Raw genomic sequence first — 20,060 nt, 5'->3', positions numbered from 1 at the left:
GTATGTGTTTCACTGTTTAGTTATCAAGGTTCTTTTGTTTTGCTCTCTTGCGACAGCTCGTTTAGATTATCACATTCATCAGCGCTTGTCAAGTACTTTTTTCATTTTCTTTCCGAAGCTTTTATGATGTTTGCGCGTCGCTCTCAGGCGACTCGTCTACTCTATCACATTTTCATTTCCTTGTCAACAACTTTTTTCACATTTTTCAAAACTTTCGAAATTGTTTAAGTTGTTTATTCAGAAGAAACAATTCTTCGTGACAGCTCAGTCAGAATACCACTATAAAACCAATCTGTCAACACCTTTTTTAGATTTTTTTGCAATTTTTGTCGATGTACTGCTGAACTTCATGTAAAGAAGGTAAGATGCTGTCTGCCAGCTCCTCCATTTCTTCTGTTGGAGCTGCCTGATCCGGCACCATGATCGGGTGCATTCCGGCTCTTTTGGCGGATCTTATTCCATTGTAGGAGTCCTCAATCGCATAGCAGTCCTCAGGCCGCTCCTGAAGGCGTCTGCAGGCTTCCAGATAGATGTCTGGCTCCGGTTTGCTCCGACTGACCATATCCCCGCATACGATCTCATCGAAATAGGAAAGCAAGCCTCCTTCCTCGAGTTCTCTCGTCACAAGATCTCTTCTTGTGGAGGAAGCTACCGCTGTCTTTATATTTTCTCTGCGGAGATATTCCAGGAGTTCCCGGATCCCCGGTTTCTTCGGAAGCTTCCCTCCTGCTGCATTTGCGTGGAAAAGATCTGACATTTCTTTTTTGTATTTGTCATATGGAAAATCCTGTCCATAACGCTCGAAAAAAATTTCTCTGGTCACTGTAGCATTGATCCCCAGGCATGCCCTGCAGGTTTCCTCTATATCTGCGACTCCATATTTCTCTGCCACAACCTTCCACATACGGAACACAAGCGTCTCTGAGTCAAAAATAACTCCATCCATATCAAATACAACTGCCTTCATCTTTTCCCCCTTGGTATTTATTTCGTTACTGTTCACAGCAACTTTATTTCTGCATGATAAAACGTATCGCATCCTGAATCCAGGAAACGTATACCAGTTTGATCCCTTTGATCTTCTCTGTAGCTGACCTGCATACTTCCGGCAGGATCACTGTTTCAAAACCGAGTTTCTTCGCTTCTGCGACACGCTGTCCTGCCATGCTCACAGCACGCACTTCTCCACTCAGACCAATTTCGCCAAATGCGATCACAGAATCCGGTATGACGATATCCTTACAGCTTGAAACGACTGCCAGTGAAATCCCGAGATCGATCGCCGGCTCTGTCATCTTCATTCCACCTGCAATATTGACATAGGCATCGCAGGCTGCCAGATGGATGCCGACTTTTTTCTCCAGAACTGCCATCAGAAGGTTTACTCTGTTAAAGTCTGTTCCCACTGCTGTTCTTCTCGGAATTCCGAAATTGCTCTGGCATACCAATGCCTGTATCTCCACCAGGATCGGCCGTGTTCCTTCCATAGAACATGCCACGATCGACCCGGAAGTGTCGCTGGGCTTTCCATTCAGCATAAATTCTGACGGATTCTTAACTTCCTCAAGTCCTGTGCTTCGCATTTCGAATACACCGATCTCATTGGTAGAACCGAAACGGTTCTTGACTGCACGCAGGATCCGATAGGAAGCATGTCTGTCTCCCTCAAAGTAAAGCACGGTATCTACCATATGCTCCAGCACACGGGGACCTGCCACGTTTCCTTCTTTGGTCACATGACCTACAATAAAGATCGATACGCCCTGTCCCTTGGCAATCTGCATCAGGATATTGGTAGACTCTCTTACCTGAGAAACACTTCCCGGTGCAGAACTGATATCCTCATGAAACATAGTCTGTATGGAATCGATCACAACGGTATCCGGCTTCTTGCGCTCGATCACTTCGCGAATTGTTTCCAGATTTGTCTCACACAGAAGCTGCAGCTTCTCATTAAATTCTCCGATTCGTTCTGCGCGGAGCTTGATCTGGCGCAGGGATTCCTCTCCTGAAATATACAGTACGTTGCTTCCTGATAGTGCAAGATTCCGGCACACCTGTAAAAGAAGGGTGGATTTTCCGATTCCCGGATCTCCACCCACTAAAACAAGAGAGCCGGGGACGATCCCGCCCCCGAGCACTCTGTCAAGCTCGCCAATCTTTGTCAGCCGCCGTTCATCCTCTGACAGTGAAATGTCCTTCAGACGAACTGGTTCCGGACGCTTCCCCGGATTCTGAAAGGAACTGCTACCGGATGAAGAAGATTTCTTCGTGGAAACCGTCTCCTCTACGAAAGTATTCCATGCCTTACAGCCCGGACACTGTCCCATCCATTTGGAGGATTCATATCCGCATTCCTGACAAAAATAAACAGTCTTTTTATTTTTTAGCATTTTTTGATCTCAACATGTACGGCTTTGTCGCCTCCCAGTTCTGCACTGAAAGAAAGCTTACCGCCAAGGTTTGTTTTCATTTTGCCTGCATCTGCGCCATCGATGGAGATATCATATTCTGTATCTGCTTCCATCTCTACGGTGATCTGTGCATCCTCAGTTCCTTCTACGTCAAAGCTCATGCTGGAGCCGTCCTGTTTCAGAGAAAATACAGCAGTTCCCGGTACGGATTCATATACAAACATGCCATTTCTCTCGAGTTTGGTGATCTCTTTGAATGTTTTTACCTTGTACATATCTCCCTGATGTGCGAAATCTGATACCTTGGATTTCTGTGGCAATTCATAATTGCCAAAGCTGATGCTCTGATTCTCTTCTGTACGGATCAGTTCCTTTACTACTGCCATAACCAATGTCCTCCCTAAGACTTTTCTGTTGTGTTTTCGACACCTGTGGATTGCTCCTTAGTGTTTTTTTATTATAACATTGACCACTTTTTTTGACCAGTATCCTGTTTAAGATTTTATAGCTTTTTTAGATTTTGGTTTCTTCTCATCTTCTGAAAGTGGAGTAAAACGGATCTCTTTCTGATGAAGCTGGATCCGGACGGTATCTCCTCTTTTGATGGTTCCTTCGAGAAGTGCATTTGCCATCGGATCTTCCAGTTTTGTCTGGATAGCTCTTCTTAATGGTCTGGCCCCATATTTGCTGTCAAAACCTGCTTCTGCAAGGAAATCCCTGACAGATTCTGTGATCTTAAGCTGGATATCAAGCTGTTCTTTACAGCGTTTTTCCAGTGTTTTGAGCATGATGTTGACAATCTTTTTGATGTGTGTCTTGTTCAGTGGATGGAATACCATGATCTCGTCAATACGGTTCAAAAACTCCGGTTTGAACAGACGGCGGACTTCTTCCATAACACCAGATTTCATGCGTTCATAATCCTGTTTCTCATCATTGTTGGAAAGGAAGCCAAGCTTCTTCGGCTCAATGATCGCCTGCGCACCAGCATTGGATGTCATAATGATGATCGTCTGCTTGAAGTCCACTTTTCGTCCATGTGCATCTGTGATATGTCCATCATCCAGAACCTGAAGAAGAATATTAAACACATCCGGATGTGCCTTTTCAATCTCATCAAACAGAAGCACACTGTATGGATTTCTGCGTACTTTTTCGCTGAGCTGCCCGCCCTCATCGTATCCTACATATCCCGGAGGTGATCCGATCAGTTTGGATACGCTGTGTTTCTCCATGTACTCAGACATATCAACACGGATCATTGCCTGCTCACTTCCAAATACGGCCTCTGCCAGCGCTTTGGAAAGTTCGGTCTTACCTACACCGGTAGGTCCAAGGAAAAGGAAGGAACCGATCGGACGGTTTGGATCTTTGAGACCGACACGGCCTCGTTTGACTGCCTGTGCGACTGCCTTTACTGCTTCTTCCTGACCGATCACACGTTTATGAAGTTCTTTCTCAAGACGTGCAAGACGTTTCGTTTCACCCTCTGTAAGACGCTGTACCGGGATCTTGGTCCAGTCGGAAATGATGTCTGCCACAGATGCCTCTGTCACAGATATTTTCTTTCTTTTGTTTCTGCGTTCTTCTTTTTCTTTATATTTGGAAATTTCTGTTTCTATTTCACGCTGGCGCGCCTGAAGTTCTTTTGCCAGGGAAAGATCTGCCTGCTTGACAGCTTTTTCCTTATCTTTCTGGATCTCGTGGAGTTCCAGTTCCATGGCATCTACTTCCGGTGCCATGCGGTAGCCGCCGAGACGTACTTTGGAAGCTGCCTCGTCGATAATATCGATGGCCTTATCCGGCAGAAAACGGTCATTGATGTAACGTTCGGACATTTTTACTGCTGCTTCAAGTGCACTGTCCTCGATCACCACGCCATGATGCTTCTCATAATACGGGCGCAGTCCCTTAAGGATCTCGATGGTTTCTTCCTCTGACGGTTCTTCTACTGTCACTGGCTGGAAACGTCTCTCCAGAGCGGCATCTTTCTCAATGTATTTCCTGTATTCCTCCAGGGTCGTTGCTCCGATCAGCTGGATCTCGCCTCTGGAAAGAGATGGTTTCAGAATGTTGGAAGCATCCAATGCTCCCTCTGCACCGCCCGCGCCAATGATCGTATGCAGCTCATCAATAAAAAGAAGAATTCCCTGATTGCTGCGTACTTCATTGATCACATTTCGGATTCTTTCCTCGAATTCTCCACGATATTTGCTTCCTGCCACCATTCCGGACAGATCAAGGACTACGACTCTCTTGTTTTTGACAGACTCCGGAACCATGCTAGAAATGATCCTCTGTGCAAGCCCTTCTACGATTGCAGTCTTTCCGACGCCTGGCTCACCTACCAGACATGGGTTGTTTTTTGTTCTTCTGCTTAATATCTGGATCAGGCGGGCAATCTCTTTGTCCCTGCCTACTACCGGATCCAGGTTTCCATCTGCTGCCATTGCCGTCAGATCACGGCTGTACTGATCCAGCGTCGGTGTTGTGGATCCCTGTTTTCCCTTCTGGTTCTTTGGCATCTGTAATTCTTCCGGAATTGCATTTGTATCAATCCCTGCCGCCGCGAGAACTGCGCTGTATAATTTCTGGATATTTACACCCATGGTATACAGAAGTCTGGTTCCTACACAATCTGTCTCTTTGAGCATTGCCAAAAGCAGATGCTCTGTTCCTGCCAGATCTTCCTTCTGCTTCTCAGCTTCTTTGACTGCCTGTTCTCTGACTTTCTGTGCTCTTGGACTGTAGCCGGCGGATTTTTCTGCTACAAGCACTCCGGATGGTGCGATCAATTTCGTGATCAGGGATTCCAGTTTTTCCCTGTCTACGCCAAATTCTTCCAGAATCTTACCTGCTGTTCCTTCCTGTTCATCAAGAAGTCCTACCAGTATATGTTCTGTCCCAATATATGAATGTTTCCAGGACCGGGCTGTACTTTCCGCAAGTTTCAGTGCTGCCTTTGCCTGTCTGGTAAATTTCTCCTGCATTCCTGCCTCCTCTTTTTATGCTATTCTATTCCATATTCGTCAAAAATCTCATCGATCAGATCGTGAACTTCTGCTCTGGAAATATTTTTGCAGTATCCTCTTGCGAGGGCTACCATGAGATTCTGTTTCATTTCTTCCAGTGCCTTCATCTTGTCCACATCAATCGCAATGATCGCGCCACGGCGGCGGTCGATCGTTACAAAGCCTTCCTGCCGAAGCAGGGAATATGCCTTGTTCACAGTATGCATATTAATGCCGATGGTATCTGCAAGCTGTCGCACAGAAGGAAGCGGATCTCCCTCCTGAAGCCTGGATGTGGCAATTCCCATGATGATCTGATTCATCAACTGCACATAAATAGCCTCATCACTGTTAAAGTCTATTTCAATGACCATAATCCTCAGCCCCTTATCTTTCATAATAACATCATGTTATACATATGGTAGCACATAATCTGGATTTTGCAAGTATAATTTTATAAAGTTTATCCTGTCTAATCCCCGCGTGAAAAGATATAAAAAACAGACAGCCCGAAGACTGCCTGTTTCTTATGCTTATATTTTTAACCAATTATTTTTTTGAGCTGGTCTCTGTTGAGAACAAGATTGAATCCCATAGGGTTGATAACCAGTGATTCTGCCTGCTCGATCAGGATATTTGGAAGTTTGTTAAATGGTACTTTGGCAATACGAAGTTTCTTTCCTTTTGCGAATTTCTCAAATTCCATAACATCGGAGAATACCGGCTGAAGGATCTTACCTTCTTTGTTCTTGAGGTAAGGAATGTTTATCTTGTCCGGCTCATCTCCCTTGCGCTGCATTGCAACAAGAAAATCTGATTTTCTTAAGTTTACGATCACTTCTTCTTCCAGTGCTCTTAAGTTCTTGTGCTCTTCCTGAGGTACCGGACGGCGAAGTTCCTGCATGAAGTAGATTCCGGAAAGCTGCAGTGTCGGATTGATCAGCGGACGCTTCTGCGGCTCTACTTTGCTGAGATCCGGCTTTCTTACGATTCTTTCAAGATCGATCTCCATCTGCTCACCGCCATCATTCCACATGATCGTGTTTACACCGATAGAGAATAACAGACCGTACATCTTAGGGAAATCTTTCTTTTCGTAACGCATTCCCATAAGGAGAACTTTTTCTTCGATTTTCTTTTTGCCAAATTCTTTGATTGCTTCTTCCTCTGTGAAAAACCATGCCTGGTCGTTGAATGATTCTTCCCCACAGGTTACATAAGGAAGCTTCGTAGTCTGAGAGTATGCTACAAAAATATTCTCCCTTCCCTGAATTTCCTTAATTGTTTCTTCTACACTTGTTCCCATATTTTGTCCTTTCAGGCCTCGTCAATAGCCTTTCCTATGTCGTGGCGCATATATTTATTTGCAAACTGGATCCAGTCTGTTGCCTCGTAAGCATTCTTACGGGCTTCCTTAAGATCCTTTCCAGTTGCAGTGATTCCAAGGACACGGCCGCCGTTGGTAACGATCTCGCCATCCTTGAATTTGGTTCCTGCATGGAAGCAGTAATAGCCTTCTTTGTCCTTGAAGTTCTCAAATCCATGCATTGGAATTCCTTTTTCGTATTTTACCGGATATCCATCACTTGCCAGAACGACACAGACAGCTGCATTATCCTCAAACTCAAGATCTACCTGATCCAGAGTTCCATTTACGCAAGCTTCCATCACTTCGATGATGTCTGTCTTCATTCTCGGAAGAACAACCTGTGCTTCCGGGTCACCAAAACGTGCATTGTACTCCAGGACCTTCGGTCCGTCGGCTGTCAGCATCAGTCCAAAGAAAATGATTCCTGTAAATGGACGTCCCTCTGCTGCCATCGCATCAACCGTTGCCTGGTAGATATGCTCCTTACAGAACTTATCCACTTCCTCTGTATAAAACGGGCTCGGTGAAAAAGTACCCATACCGCCTGTGTTCAGTCCCTGATCTCCGTCTTTGGCACGCTTATGATCCTGTGCGGATGTCATCGGACGGATCGTCTTGCCATCCACAAAGGAAAGGACAGACACTTCACGTCCTGTCATAAATTCCTCGATGACCATTGTATTTCCTGCACTGCCGAACTTCTTGTCCTCCATGATCTCCTTAACTCCGGCTTCTGCTTCTTCCAGAGTATTGCAGATCAGAACACCCTTGCCGAGTGCAAGCCCGTCTGCCTTGAGCACGATCGGGAACTTGACCTGTGTATGTAAATAATCCAGTGCTTTCTGTGGATCGTCAAAGTTTTCGTATCCCGCTGTCGGAATTCCATATTTTTTCATGAGGTCTTTGGAAAATGCCTTGGATCCCTCCAGGATCGCTGCGTTCTTGCGAGGTCCGAACACCTTGAGTCCGCGTGTCTCGAACACATCTACAACACCGCCAACCAGCGGGTCATCCATTCCGATAATTGTAAGATCAACAGAATTCTTCTCCGCAAAATCAGCAAGTTTCTCAAATTCCATTGCTCCGATGTCTACACACTCCGCATATTCAGAAATTCCTGCATTTCCCGGTGCGCAATAGATCTTGTCTACCTTTGGGCTCTTGGCCACGCTCCAGGCAATTGCATGTTCTCTTCCGCCGCTTCCAACAATTAATACTTTCATATCTTTCGCTCCTCTGCAGAAAATCAATTATTGATGATAACTTTACCGTCCTGTACGGATACTTTGCCATTGGCGATCAGATCGATCGCAGCCGGCAGTATCTTCCATTCAGCCTCTTCCATAACACGTCTCTGAAGTACTTCCGGGGTATCTCCCTGGTGTACCTCTACCGCCTTCTGAAGAATGATAGGACCGGTATCTGTACCTGTATCTACAAAATGAACCGTCGCACCGGTCACCCTGACGCCTCTGGAAAGGACACCTTCATGGACATGAAGTCCATAATATCCTGTTCCACAAAAAGACGGAATCAGTGACGGATGGATATTGATGATCCGATTTGGATATGCTTCCACGATCATCGACGGCACTGCCACCAGAAATCCGGCAAGCACAACAAGATCTACCTGGTTCTCCTGAAGTTCTGCCAGAAGTGCCTTATGAAATTCTTTTCTGTCTGCATAGTCCTTCGGAGAAATGCATCTGGCAGGGATTCCCTTGTTCTCCGCTCTCTTGAGGGCATACGCACCCTTGTTGTTGCTGATCACGAGACCAACCTCTGCATTGGTGATCACACCTGCATCGATTGCGTCCATGATCGCCTGGAGATTTGTACCGCCTCCGGATACCAGAACACCCAGTTTTAACATAAGGTCACTCCCTTTTCGCCAGCCTCAATGCGGCCTACTACGTAAGGAGTATCTCCTTCTTTGCGGATTGCTTCCATCGTCTTGTCTACATCCTCAGGAGCTACTGCGAGGACCATTCCAAGACCCATGTTAAATGTATTATACATCATTTTCTCTTCGATGTTACCTTTTTTTGCAAGAAGTTTAAAAATTGGAAGAACCGGATAGCTGTCCCTCTCTACAACTGCATGTGTGCCTTCTTTGAGCATACGCGGAATATTTTCGTAGAAGCCGCCGCCTGTGATATGGCTGCATGCATGGATTCTCACGCCTGCATCGCGGATGCTCTTGAGTGCTTTGACATAAATCCTGGTCGGAGCGATCAGTGCTTCACCAAGTGTTGTTCCCAGTTCATCATAGTAAGTGTCAAGAGATTCTCTTGTCATCTCGAATACTTTGCGGACAAGAGAGAATCCGTTGCTGTGGACACCGGTAGAAGCCATACCGATCAGCACATCTCCAGGATTCAGTTCTTCTCCTGTGAGAAGATCCTTCTTGTCGATCACACCTACTGCAAATCCGGCAAGATCGTACTCATCTTCCGGCATAAGTCCAGGATGCTCTGCTGTCTCTCCACCGATCAGTGCCGCACCAGACTGTACACAGCCCTCTGCCACGCCGCTTACAATCTCAGCGATCTTCTCCGGATAGTTCTTACCGCATGCAATGTAATCCAGGAAAAACAGCGGCTCTGCGCCTGCACATGCAATGTCATTTACACACATGGCAACTGCATCGATTCCTATGGTATCATGTTTGTCCATGATCATGGCAAGTTTTACCTTGGTTCCGCATCCGTCTGTACCGGATACCAGTGTAGGTTCCTCCATGTTCTTAAATGCGCTCATGGAAAAAGCTCCGGAAAATCCGCCGATTCCTCCCAGTACCTCCGGTCTCATGGTTTTTGCGATATGTTTCTTCATCAGTTCAACTGACTTGTAGCCTGCTTCGATATCAACACCTGCGTTCTTGTAATCCATAGTTCCTGCTGCTAAAACATATACCAACAAGTATATGCTTAGATGAATAGCTACACTCTCACGATTTGTAGTTACTGCTTCACCGTGTATGCTTTTGTGATTATCAAATAATTCACTACTTACAAGTTCCTGTACACTCCACAGTCGTAAATTCCCGACAAGCCATCGGTACACACCTATTGTTATAGGTCTTCATCTAAAATAGCTTTTCCTTTCTTAAGATTTTAATATTATGCCACTTGGTTTTCGTGGCCGTATATTTAATAAGCCTGATATCCAACTTCCTGAAGGCGGGCATCCTTTGCTTCTACCTGTTCCTTCAGTTCCTGGCTGTATGCTTTCAGTTTCTCAAGAAGTTCCGGATCTGAAGTAGCCAGTATCTTGGCTGCCAGCAGTCCTGCATTTGCCCCTCCGTTGATTGCAACTGTTGCAACCGGGATTCCGGATGGCATCTGTACGATAGAATACAGTGAATCACGTCCTCCCAGAGAAGTGGTATGCATTGGAATACCGATCACAGGCATCGGGAAAATCGCTGCGCACATTCCCGGAAGATGTGCTGCCATTCCTGCACCTGCAATAATTACTTTGAATCCTCTTTCTTCTGCACTTCTTGCATATTCAAAGAACACGTCCGGTTCTCTGTGTGCAGAGATGATCTTCATTTCGTACTCAACGCCCAGCTTGTCAAGAATTGCTGCCGCTTTGCTCATAACCGGCATATCTGAGTCGCTTCCCATTACAATTCCAACTTTTTTCATTGGTGGCCTCCTTTTTTTCTATCCCAGGTTGATTCTACTAAGATTCTAAATTTGTGTCAACATAATTCCGGAAAAGAAATATTTAGATACGCAAACTCTTTTTGTATATAAAGTTTACTCTTCAAAAGGTTTATTGAGTTCTTCTGTACCAGGAAGTACAAAACATCCGTTCTCGATGATCGGAGTGCTTTCGCCTTCTTCGTCGATCACGCTGATATTTCCAAGTTCCTCATATGGAATGGTAATATCGGTGTGGCAGCCATAATATGCCATGCTGATATCTTCTTTACGCAGTGCGGAGATCTCGTTGTCGCGGGCAATAATCTCTCTTCCGTCCGGGTTAAATACCGGAGTATCTTCTGCCCAGCTGTAGCAGGTGTCGCCCACTGCAAAATGCGGTCCCATCTTTTCTGCAATCAGGATCGGAAGTTTGTCCGCGATGCCGTATTTCTCAGCAGCAACGTAGGCTGTCGTGTTGGTACCGATCGCAAATTCGCCCATCGGGATCTTGGCGTGATGGAACAGGATATTGTCCTCGATATACGCGCGGTTCTCTTCTTCTGTCTCAAAGTTTGAGCAGGTATAATCGATGACCTGTCCGCAGTCAAATACCAGTTTGAGATCACGGAACTGCAGACCATTTAAATATACTTTCTTGACATGAAGGATTCCGCCTGTTCCTGCAAGTACCGGAGATGTAAATACTTCTCCTACCGGAATGTTCACATCCGCTACACAGTTTTCGAAATTCGTCTGCTTCTTCACATCTTCGAGATCATGCAGGTGGATGATAAGGTCCGTCTCATTGTCGCCGCGTCCCTTGACTTCTACCCACTGGCAGGTGTCCAGAGTCTCAATGATCGTCTGCTGGATCCGCTCATATAATTTGTAATCCAGAGTGTTGATCTTGACGATCTCTGCAAAGATCTCCGGGAACTTCTCTCCGATCTCAGGAATCGGATAAGCAATGATCGTGAAGCTTCTCTCATCTCCCTTGATATAGCGGTTGACGATCTGTCCGGATTCATTGTCAAGTTCCACCTGCTGCTTCTGCTGTGTCTCGGAAAGTGTCCACGCCTCAGCCTTGGTCTCCGGTGCAAACGGTTCCTCTCCAAAAGTCTCAATGCATGCCGGACCGCCGTGTACTGCTGCCAGTTCCTTATAATTCTCGTAAGCATTCTGCATGGAGCGCAGTTTCCGCTGTACAAAATCACTGTCGAGGAAAAGTGCCTGGTCCTGTCTGTGATCATACTCATACTGCGGGTTTGCAACGCCGCCGGTAAAGCCGATTCTTGCATTTCCCCGCTTGTTGACTACATGTGTCGCATGACGGTAGATGACAGGTTCCAGTCCCATTGCACGGAATTTCAGGATCGCAGATCTTACCATTCTCTCAAATCCGAGATTATAGCGGATGTTGACTGTTTTTTTCCTGGTAATGTCTTTTCTTCCGTTGATAAAGCCGATGCGATATCCTTCTGTATAGGTTTCTGCCATGCTGTCGATCTGTTCCTGGGAAAGGCTGTTCAGAAATTCTGCCACACCTCTCTCATTTGCAGAAACATATTCTCCATAAGCGTAGAGATATTTAAGATCTGAAAGATCAGAATCCATGATAATACGGACTGCAAAATCGAGTTGCGGGTCAACGGCCTCCGCGATTCTCTGTTCCATCAGATCCTGGCAGTAGTCATTCACATAGGAGCGCAGAATATCCTCCACGGTCTTCACTGCCGGAAGTTCGCTGTCCTCAAAGGCAGCATAGATTTCCAGAAAAAGCTCTGCAGCGATGGTATAATCCCACCATTTTTTCTCATATGCATATGCGATCGTACCGCGGAGTTCTGCATACAGGAAACAAAACGCCTTGCCGTATTCGCCCAGTTTCACTGCTGCGTAGGAAGGATTTCCATAGCAGGTCCCATAGTTTTCCGGAAAAAGTTCTTCGTAGAGTTCTCTGTTTTCCTGTGCGAGTTCTTCTTCTGTCAGTCCTTCCTTTTCTCTCTCGAGAATAGCCGCCGTCTTTGTCAAAAAAGCGGCTGTCTTTTTGAAAAAGTCCTCAAAATCTGGCTGTGCTGTCTTTTCTGTGCAGATCTCACTGATCCGGTCTTTTGCCAGATGATAACGTTCCATCAGTAATTCGTCCAAATTCGTCTTCCTTTCTGTTTCTTATTCATCGATCACATGTCCGAGTTCGACATGTTTGTCTATTAATTTCTGCATATACTTCCAGATTTCCCTGGAACCTTCTGAAGTATGCTCATTTCGTTTGTAGATCTGGCTTTTGCGGACACCGTGTTCTGCCCAGCTTCTGCCATTGGAAGCATCGTTCAGAAGAAGCGGCTGGCAGTTATCAAGCACGTGTGCAAATTTGGCGTCTGCACTCTCATATGCCTCAAATTCGTCCCAGAGGTCCCGGAACCATCTGCCCTGATCTTCCGGAAGCATTCCAAAAATGCGGTCTGCCGCCTTTGTTTCCCGTTCCACTTTAGTCTGCGCGCCTGCTTCATCATATGCGTAGGTGTCGCCCGCATCGATCTCAACCAGATCGTGGATCAGCACCATCGGTACAACTTTCTTAAGGTCTACTTCCTCGTTGGAATATTCGCTGAGAAGAACTGCCATCAGTGCCAGATGCCAGGAATGTTCTGCATCGTCTTCCTTACGGCTTGCATCTGACAGATAGGTCTGCCGGATGATCTGCTTTACTTTGTCCACCTCAACGATAAAATCCATCTGTTTCTGTAAACGTTCCATATCCATCTCTTATACTCCCATCAAAAAAAAGACCAGCCATCCTACTGTGATCACTCCGTTCAGGATCGATCCCACAACGCTGGTCCGATGCATGCACTCTTCATCAGAAAAGCTCATAAGTCCCATCACAAAGCCGTAAGCAGAAAGCAGCACTGCAAACAGACAGAGCCCGCCTACGATAAAACCAAATTTCTCCTGTGCTATATAAGCCACGGCCACTGCCGCTACAAACAGAAGGAGGGAAGCAATCGCCAGCCCCACTGACAGCTTCCCCTTACCTGGTTCCTTTTTCTTTATGATCGCATATCTATATCTTCTTGCCATAACGTTTTCTCCTCAGGTAATTACAAACGGCAAAAGCCAGATACCCCAGTGCCGCTCCCAGTGTGTTCAGGATCAGATCATCCACATCGAAACATCCGACCTTCGTAATAAGCTGGATCGTCTCCACGACGAGGCTGAGTCCGAATCCTGACAAAATGATAAAAAATCCGCTGCGGCACTTCCTTGCTATGACCGGAAGAATAAATCCGTAGGGAACAAATCCAATCACATTCCCGAACAGATTTGTAACAACCGCAAACACCCCGAGTTGCTCTCTGTAGGTCCAGAACCGCCTGATCTCCACGAACGGGATCAGGTTGTACCGGTATACTCTTTCTTCTGCTGCGACCCGTCCATATTCCTCTGAAAAGAAAAGGAAATAGATCAGCAGCAGAATGTATAAGACAAACAGCATAGTCCCCAGATGTTTAATCCTGCGCTTTGCACTGTTTTTTGACATATTATATTATCCTAACCTTATACCGCCTCCGGTTCTTAGATCAAAATGTCGCCTTTTCTTTTGAGAAGGCGTGCGCCGCTGACGATCATGAGGATTCCTGCGGCAACTCCGGTAACAAGAGTGACGATCCCGACTGCAACGCTGCAGCCTCCTGTTCTCGCCATTGTTTTGTAGATTTTTTCGTTCAACTTCATTCCTCCTGAATATCCTTCTGACAGCAGACTCTTTTATTTTGCGCCGTACTGTGCGTAATATGCATCGATTGCTTTCTTGAGGTCGTCGTTGATGATGATCTCTCCTTTGTATTCTTTATTATAGAGATGTTCGATGACTTCTTCCATTGTTACGATGGCATTTGTCTCAAATCCGTACAGATCATGAACTTCTTCGAGTGCACACTTCACGCCGCCCTTGCCGACTTCCATACGGTCAAGAGATACCATGAGTCCGATGATCTCTACGTTTGCTGCTCCTCTTACCTTCGGAACAGTTTCTTCCATGGATTTACCGGAAGTTGTTACGTCTTCGATCATTACGACACGGTCTCCATCCTGAAGTTTGCTTCCAAGGAAACTTCCCTTATCTGCGCCGTGATCCTTCTCTTCCTTACGGTCAGAGCAGTAGCGGATCTCTTTACCGTATAATTCGCTGAAAGCGATCGCTGTTACTACGCTGAGCGGAATTCCCTTGTAAGCCGGTCCGAACAGCACATCAAAGTCATCACCGTATTTGTCGTGGATCGCCTTTGCATAATATTCTCCGAGTTTCTTAAGCTGGGAACCTGTCACATATGCACCTGCATTCATAAAAAACGGAGACTTTCTTCCGCTCTTGAGTGTGAATTCTCCAAATTTCAGTACATGGCTGTCTACCATAAATTCAATAAATTCCTGCTTGTATGCTTCCATGATTCATTCCTCCATATTAACTGTTCATACTTATCAATTGTTGAATGTCATTTTATTTTATCATACTTTTGTTCAAATAACAAACTGTTTACTCCATTCACTGCCGCCTGATCAGATACGTTTCACATATACTCTGTTTGGTTTGTAATTCGGGCGACCACCTCTGCCGCTGAGATTGTAGTCCATTCCACAATACCAGTCGATCCTGCCGGTTGCTTTTGCCCAGTTTGCATCATAAACTCTCCCGTTTACTTCTGCCCATCCATGTCCACCAGATGAAACTGCATATGATGTATACCCTACTGCATCAGCCAGGTATGCAAATGCACATCCAAATCCGAAGCAGTCACCTCTTCTTCTGCTAAGCACCCTGCTGCCATAGTAAATATCCCAGTTTGAACCTCCGGCAAAATCTCCACCGTCTCCATAATTATAATTTACAATATAGCGGAAACATGCTCTTAATTTCTGTGGTTTTGTCATTCTGTTATTGGTAATTCCATCTACGATCTGGTTTGCCCTGACCATAAGATTCAATTTCTGAAGCTGTGTCCTGTTATAAGATGCGCTGCCATCCTTTCTTACCTGAATCCCGTTAATTCTGGCAGAAGTTCTCATGTAACCAGCCCCGCCATTTATCTGTCCGAAGAAATAATATTTCTGTCCGACCTTACGCCATCCAGTACGTAGGATTCCTCTTGAATCCATATAATATTTCCTGCCCTTTACAGTTATTATTCCTTTCGCTTTTACACCTTTGGAATTAAAATAACTGATATTTCCATTCTGTGCCTTTACAAATTGATTTCTGTAACTCACTGCCGCTTCCGTATTTCTCGCCGGCAGAAAACAGATGCACAGTGCCAGAAGCACAAATACAAATATTCTTTTCCCTTTCATAAAATCCTCCTTATCTTCAAAATAATCTGATAAGTTTATTGTCACATAAAACCTGGTATTTGTCTATAAATAAATCTGCCTGATTTTTGATTTTACGCTGTCTACTCTGCCTTTGTGCTGTATTTTTTCATAGTATAAAAATAATACGGAATCAGCGGGATCAGTGCTGCGATCCATGCTGCCGGGTCTGCGAGACAGACTCCGGCAAAAGTTGTATGGCCTGCGACTAATACAACGATCAGGGTTCTTGCGACCAGTTCAAAAACACCTCCGAGCATCGGAACAAGTCCGTATCCCATTCCCTGCAGTGCATTTCGGAATACGAAGATCATGTCCAGGAATGGATACGCCCAGAATACCGTGTGGAAATAAGTCACAGACACCTGGATCACCTCTGTCTCGGACAGATTGATAAACAGGTAGGTGAAATATTTTCCTCCGAAATATACAAGAATCATCTGGATCACGCTCCAGACAAGAAGCATGATGCAGGAATATCTCACACCCTGTTTTACGCGGTCCATACGGTCTGCTCCACGATTCTGTCCGACATAAGTCGCGATCGTCGCACCCATGGAAACAGCCACCATGCCGATAACATTCTGGATCTTTCCTGCCGCAGAAAATCCTGCCATGTGGGTAGCCCCGTAAATATTTACCGCACTCTGTACGATAATGGTTCCGATCGCTGTGATAGAAAACTGAAGTCCCATCGGGATTCCAAGGATCAGAAGCTTACTCATGCTGCCTTTGCGCAATTCAAAGTTTTTCTTCTCCAGATGAAGGATCGGATATTTTTTCTTGATATAAACCAGACAGCAGACTGCCGAGACTCCCTGCGCGATCACAGTTGCATACGCGCAGCCTTCTACGCCCATTCCCACAAAACGGATCAGGACAACATCAAGGATCACATTGATTCCTGCGGAAATGATCAGGAAATACAACGGGGATTTGGAATCACCCAGCGCACGCAGGAACGCCGCAAGTGTATTATATGCCGCTGTCACAAGAAGTCCTGCGTAGATGATCCCCATATATCCTGCGACATCCCCCATCAGATCTGCCGGTGAATTCATCAGTTTCAGGATCGGTACATTGAATACCAGGAATCCAACCGTCATCGCTGCCGCAAATCCAAACATCAGATAGATGGACATCGCTACGAAATGTCTCATATCATCATATTTCTTAGCTCCAAACATCTGTGCCACAATGATTCCGAATCCACTGCTGAGGCCATTCAGCCATCCGGTCACAAAGAACATCAGCGAACCGGTACTTCCGATCGCTGCAAGTGCATCTACACCGATAAACTGTCCGGCAACGATCGAATCCACAATGTTATAAAACTGCTGAAAAATATTTCCCAGGAACATCGGGATCATAAACATAATGATCAGTTTGATCGGATTCCCTGTTGTCATGTCATTTGTTCGATTTTTTTCCACTTTTACTCCTCTCCCACAAAAAGCAGGAAAAAGCACTGTGCTCTTTCCTGCCATTTTGTGATCTTACATTTACTTATTACTATGCTTTGATACTTTTTATTTTACTGCTCCGATGAGCTCGTGGATATCCTCCACATGCTGTGCTTCCATAAATTTCTCAATCCCCTCTGCAATCTCAACAGTCGCATACGGATTGAAGAAGTTTGCAGTTCCCACAGATACTGCTGTCGCACCTGCCATGATAAATTCCAGTGCATCCTCTGCTGTTGCGATTCCGCCCATTCCGATGATCGGAAGAGAAACAGCCTGCGCCACCTGATAAACCATGCGGACTGCGATCGGCTTCACTGCCGGACCTGACATTCCACCGGTCTTGTTTGCCAGTGCGAAGGTCCTTCTGTTAATATCGATCTTCATTCCTGTCAGAGTATTGATGAGGGAAAGAATATCTGCGCCGCCTGCTTCTGCTGCCTTCGCCATCTCTGTAATGTCAGTCACATTCGGGCTGAGTTTCATGATGATCGGCTGTTTTGCATACTTCTTAACTTCCTTAGTGATCGCTTCCAGAGCTTTCGGGTCCTGTCCAAAAGCAATTCCACCTTCTTTGACATTCGGGCAGGAAACATTGATCTCAAGGAGGTCAACCGGTTCATTTCCCAGACGCTCTACAACTTCACAGTAATCCTCGGTGCTTTTTCCACATACATTCACAACGATCTTTGTGTCATACTGCTTCAGAAACGGAATGTCTCTCTTACAGAAAAGGTCGATTCCTGGATTCTGAAGTCCGATTGCATTCAGCATACCGCTTGCTGTCTCTGTTACTCGCGGTGTCGGGTTTCCCGGCCACGGCACATTGGCAACACCCTTGGTCACAACTGCACCAAGACGGTTCAGATCTACAAACTCACTGTATTCGGCTCCGGATCCAAAGGTTCCGGAAGCTGTCATTACAGGATTTTTTAATTCTACTCCCGCAAGAGTCACGCCTGTTTTTATCATAACTCTACCTCCGTGCTTAAGAATACCGGGCCATCCTTGCAGACACGTTTGTTGTGCACCTGAGAATGTGCGTCGATTTCTTTTGATCTGCAGACACATGCAAGACAGGCTCCAACGCCGCATGCCATACGCTCCTCCATGGAGATCCAGCATGTGATATTTTTTTCTGCTGCATATTCCTTGAGGGCACGAAGCATAGGTGTCGGTCCGCAGGCAAAGATCACCTCTGCTTCCAGGGCTTTCTCCTTGATTGCGTTGAGGACATTCCCTTTGGTTCCTGCACTTCCATCCTCTGTCGCCACATAGACATCTGCATATTTCTCAAACTCATCATTCAGAAAAAGCTCATCTCTGTAGCCGAGAACGGCTGTCTTCTCTGCCTTAAGTTCTTTGGCAGTCTGAAGCATCGGCGGAATTCCGATGCCTCCTCCGATCAGGAACACTTTCTTTCCTTCAGCTTCTTCAAGCGGAAATCCGTTACCGAGAGGTCCCATTGCCTCCACCTGGATTCCAGGGTGAAGTCTGGAAAATTCCTCTGTTCCTGTATTTTTGCCTGTCACACGATATACAAGACGGATCCTGCCATTCTCTCTGTCAATCTCGCAGATACTGATCGGACGCGGAAGGAGTTTGCTTCCATTTCTTGTGTATAAGGATAAAAACTGTCCCGGTCTGGCAGCTTCTGCCATACGGTCAGCCTGAAGCCACATACTGAAGATCCCTGTGCCGATCTCCTCCTGACTTACGATCTTAAGACTTTCTTTTGTCTTTGTGCTCATTTGTCTTCCTCCAAAAATCATCTTAGCGGTTGTTAAGTGCTCCGCTGATATCCTCGATCATCACCTCTACTGCCTTACGGGATGCATCTGCATAGTTCAGTTCTCCGAAAGATGCGTATGCTTCCTGCTTGTATGCAGCAATGATTCCTCTGGAAGAGTTTACGATCGCGCCGAGTCCGTCTTCATTAAAGAAGTGAACAAGATCTGCGCCCTTGCCGCCCTGTGCACCGTATCCAGGTACAAGAATAAATGTCTTCGGCATCAGTTTACGGAGGATTTTGCCCATTTCCGGATAAGTTGCTCCGACAACAGCTCCGATGTAGCTGTATTCTTTGCCCATGTGGTCTTCACCCCACTGTGCAACCTTCTCTCCTACCCATTCATAAAGCGGTCTGCCATCGATCACTCGATCCTGAAATTCACCGCTTGATGGATTAGATGTTTTGACAAGGATAAAAAGTCCCTTGTTTTCTTCTTTGCAGACATCGATGAATGGTTTCACACCATCAGATCCGAGATATGGATTGACTGTTGCAAAGTCCTCATCAAATCCGGCATATTTCTTACTTCCTACCTGCACATGTCCGAGATGTCCGACTGCATATGCTGCGGATGTAGATCCGATGTCACCTCTCTTGATATCGCCGATCACTACAAGGTCTTTGGATTTGCAGTAATCTACGGTCTTTTTATATGCCTGAAGCCCTGGAATCCCGAACTGTTCGTACATTGCGATCTGCGGTTTCACTGCCGGGATCAGATCATAAGTTGCATCAACGATGCCTTTGTTAAACTGCCAGATTGCCTCTGCAGCACCTTCCAGTGTCTCCCCGAATTCCGCAAACGCATTCTCCTGGATATGCTTCGGAATATAGTTCAGCATCGGATCCAGTCCTACTACGATCGGTGCATTTGTTTTACGGATTTTTTCAATAAGTTTGTTAATCATAACGGCTCCTCCTGGAATTTATCTTTGTAATTATTTATGTACAATTACGTTATCACCAACATCATACACGAAATATTTGATTT

General features: G+C 45.8%; 21 protein-coding genes. All 21 read right to left on the bottom strand.

Annotation, left to right across the window (positions count from 1 at the left end; all coding sequences use genetic code 11):
- Positions 1 to 307: 307 nt before the first annotated feature.
- The 21 genes from DWX28_RS13690 to pyrF all read right to left on the bottom strand — a co-directional run bounded on the left by DWX28_RS13690 (position 308) and on the right by pyrF (position 19,977).
- On the bottom strand, positions 308 to 967 hold the full coding sequence (locus tag DWX28_RS13690; RefSeq protein WP_022214734.1) for an HAD family hydrolase: 660 nt from the start codon (positions 965 to 967) through the stop codon (positions 308 to 310).
- 43 nt (positions 968 to 1,010) lie between these two features.
- A complete protein-coding gene (gene radA / locus DWX28_RS13685) occupies positions 1,011 to 2,393 on the bottom strand; it encodes a DNA repair protein RadA (protein WP_118253055.1) in 1,383 nt (460 codons plus the stop codon).
- Positions 2,387 to 2,800 (bottom strand): hypothetical protein, encoded by a 414-nt coding sequence (locus DWX28_RS13680; protein WP_022214732.1) that lies wholly within the window; start codon positions 2,798 to 2,800, stop codon positions 2,387 to 2,389. The genes radA and DWX28_RS13680 overlap by 7 nt, the downstream gene beginning before the upstream one ends.
- 108 nt (positions 2,801 to 2,908) lie before the next feature.
- Entirely contained in the window at positions 2,909 to 5,404 is a 2,496-nt protein-coding gene (locus DWX28_RS13675) for an ATP-dependent Clp protease ATP-binding subunit (RefSeq protein ID WP_118253053.1), read from the bottom strand.
- Positions 5,405 to 5,424: 20 nt separating this feature from the next.
- Positions 5,425 to 5,799 (bottom strand): GntR family transcriptional regulator, encoded by a 375-nt coding sequence (locus DWX28_RS13670; RefSeq protein WP_022214730.1) that lies wholly within the window; start codon positions 5,797 to 5,799, stop codon positions 5,425 to 5,427.
- Positions 5,800 to 5,966: 167 nt separating this feature from the next.
- On the bottom strand, positions 5,967 to 6,731 hold the full coding sequence (locus DWX28_RS13665; protein ID WP_022214729.1) for an SseB family protein: 765 nt from the start codon (positions 6,729 to 6,731) through the stop codon (positions 5,967 to 5,969).
- A gap of 11 nt (positions 6,732 to 6,742) precedes the next feature.
- Positions 6,743 to 8,017, bottom strand: a complete 1,275-nt coding sequence (gene purD, locus DWX28_RS13660) for a phosphoribosylamine--glycine ligase (protein ID WP_118253051.1) — start codon at positions 8,015 to 8,017, stop codon at positions 6,743 to 6,745.
- 23 nt (positions 8,018 to 8,040) lie between these two features.
- Positions 8,041 to 8,667, bottom strand: coding sequence for a phosphoribosylglycinamide formyltransferase (gene purN / locus DWX28_RS13655; protein ID WP_022214727.1), 627 nt, complete (start codon positions 8,665 to 8,667; stop codon positions 8,041 to 8,043).
- Entirely contained in the window at positions 8,661 to 9,686 is a 1,026-nt protein-coding gene (purM, locus tag DWX28_RS13650) for a phosphoribosylformylglycinamidine cyclo-ligase (protein WP_022214726.1), read from the bottom strand. Before purM ends, purN begins: the two co-directional genes overlap by 7 nt.
- A gap of 260 nt (positions 9,687 to 9,946) precedes the next feature.
- Positions 9,947 to 10,447 carry a 5-(carboxyamino)imidazole ribonucleotide mutase gene (gene purE, locus DWX28_RS13645; RefSeq protein ID WP_022214725.1) on the bottom strand — a complete coding sequence of 167 codons (501 nt, stop codon included), beginning with the start codon at positions 10,445 to 10,447 and terminating at the stop codon, positions 9,947 to 9,949.
- Positions 10,448 to 10,561: 114 nt separating this feature from the next.
- Positions 10,562 to 12,580: an aminopeptidase gene (locus DWX28_RS13640; protein ID WP_118253074.1), complete on the bottom strand. Its 2,019-nt coding sequence runs from the start codon at positions 12,578 to 12,580 to the stop codon at positions 10,562 to 10,564.
- A 36-nt stretch (positions 12,581 to 12,616) separates the two neighbouring features.
- Positions 12,617 to 13,204, bottom strand: a complete 588-nt coding sequence (locus tag DWX28_RS13635) for an HD domain-containing protein (RefSeq protein ID WP_118253071.1) — start codon at positions 13,202 to 13,204, stop codon at positions 12,617 to 12,619.
- 9 nt (positions 13,205 to 13,213) lie between these two features.
- A complete protein-coding gene (locus DWX28_RS13630) occupies positions 13,214 to 13,528 on the bottom strand; it encodes a hypothetical protein (RefSeq protein WP_118253049.1) in 315 nt (104 codons plus the stop codon).
- Positions 13,512 to 13,988 (bottom strand): VanZ family protein, encoded by a 477-nt coding sequence (locus tag DWX28_RS13625; protein ID WP_022214721.1) that lies wholly within the window; start codon positions 13,986 to 13,988, stop codon positions 13,512 to 13,514. The genes DWX28_RS13630 and DWX28_RS13625 overlap by 17 nt, the downstream gene beginning before the upstream one ends.
- 35 nt (positions 13,989 to 14,023) lie before the next feature.
- Positions 14,024 to 14,176, bottom strand: coding sequence for a hypothetical protein (locus DWX28_RS19580; RefSeq protein WP_173905107.1), 153 nt, complete (start codon positions 14,174 to 14,176; stop codon positions 14,024 to 14,026).
- 39 nt (positions 14,177 to 14,215) lie between these two features.
- On the bottom strand, positions 14,216 to 14,896 hold the full coding sequence (gene pyrE, locus DWX28_RS13620; protein ID WP_022214719.1) for an orotate phosphoribosyltransferase: 681 nt from the start codon (positions 14,894 to 14,896) through the stop codon (positions 14,216 to 14,218).
- Positions 14,897 to 15,007: 111 nt separating this feature from the next.
- The gene (locus DWX28_RS13615) at positions 15,008 to 15,796 is read right to left on the bottom strand and encodes a hypothetical protein (protein WP_118253047.1); all 789 of its coding nucleotides are present in this window, start codon (positions 15,794 to 15,796) and stop codon (positions 15,008 to 15,010) included.
- Between the two features lie 101 nt (positions 15,797 to 15,897).
- Entirely contained in the window at positions 15,898 to 17,223 is a 1,326-nt protein-coding gene (locus DWX28_RS13610; RefSeq protein ID WP_118253068.1) for an MATE family efflux transporter, read from the bottom strand.
- Positions 17,224 to 17,343: 120 nt separating this feature from the next.
- Positions 17,344 to 18,249, bottom strand: coding sequence for a dihydroorotate dehydrogenase (locus tag DWX28_RS13605; protein ID WP_118253045.1), 906 nt, complete (start codon positions 18,247 to 18,249; stop codon positions 17,344 to 17,346).
- Complete coding sequence (locus DWX28_RS13600) at positions 18,246 to 19,028, bottom strand: dihydroorotate dehydrogenase electron transfer subunit (protein ID WP_118253043.1); 783 nt, start codon at positions 19,026 to 19,028, stop codon at positions 18,246 to 18,248. Before DWX28_RS13600 ends, DWX28_RS13605 begins: the two co-directional genes overlap by 4 nt.
- Positions 19,029 to 19,050: 22 nt before the next feature.
- Positions 19,051 to 19,977: an orotidine-5'-phosphate decarboxylase gene (pyrF, locus tag DWX28_RS13595; RefSeq protein ID WP_022214714.1), complete on the bottom strand. Its 927-nt coding sequence runs from the start codon at positions 19,975 to 19,977 to the stop codon at positions 19,051 to 19,053.
- Positions 19,978 to 20,060 lie beyond the last annotated feature (83 nt).

Source organism: Blautia sp. AF19-10LB (genome assembly GCF_003461245.1).
In the GTDB taxonomy this organism is placed as follows: Bacteria; Bacillota; Clostridia; order Lachnospirales; family Lachnospiraceae; genus Blautia_A; species Blautia_A intestinihominis.
The sequence above is the reverse complement of the archived record's forward strand: the minus strand, read 5'-3'. Positions and strand labels throughout refer to the sequence as shown.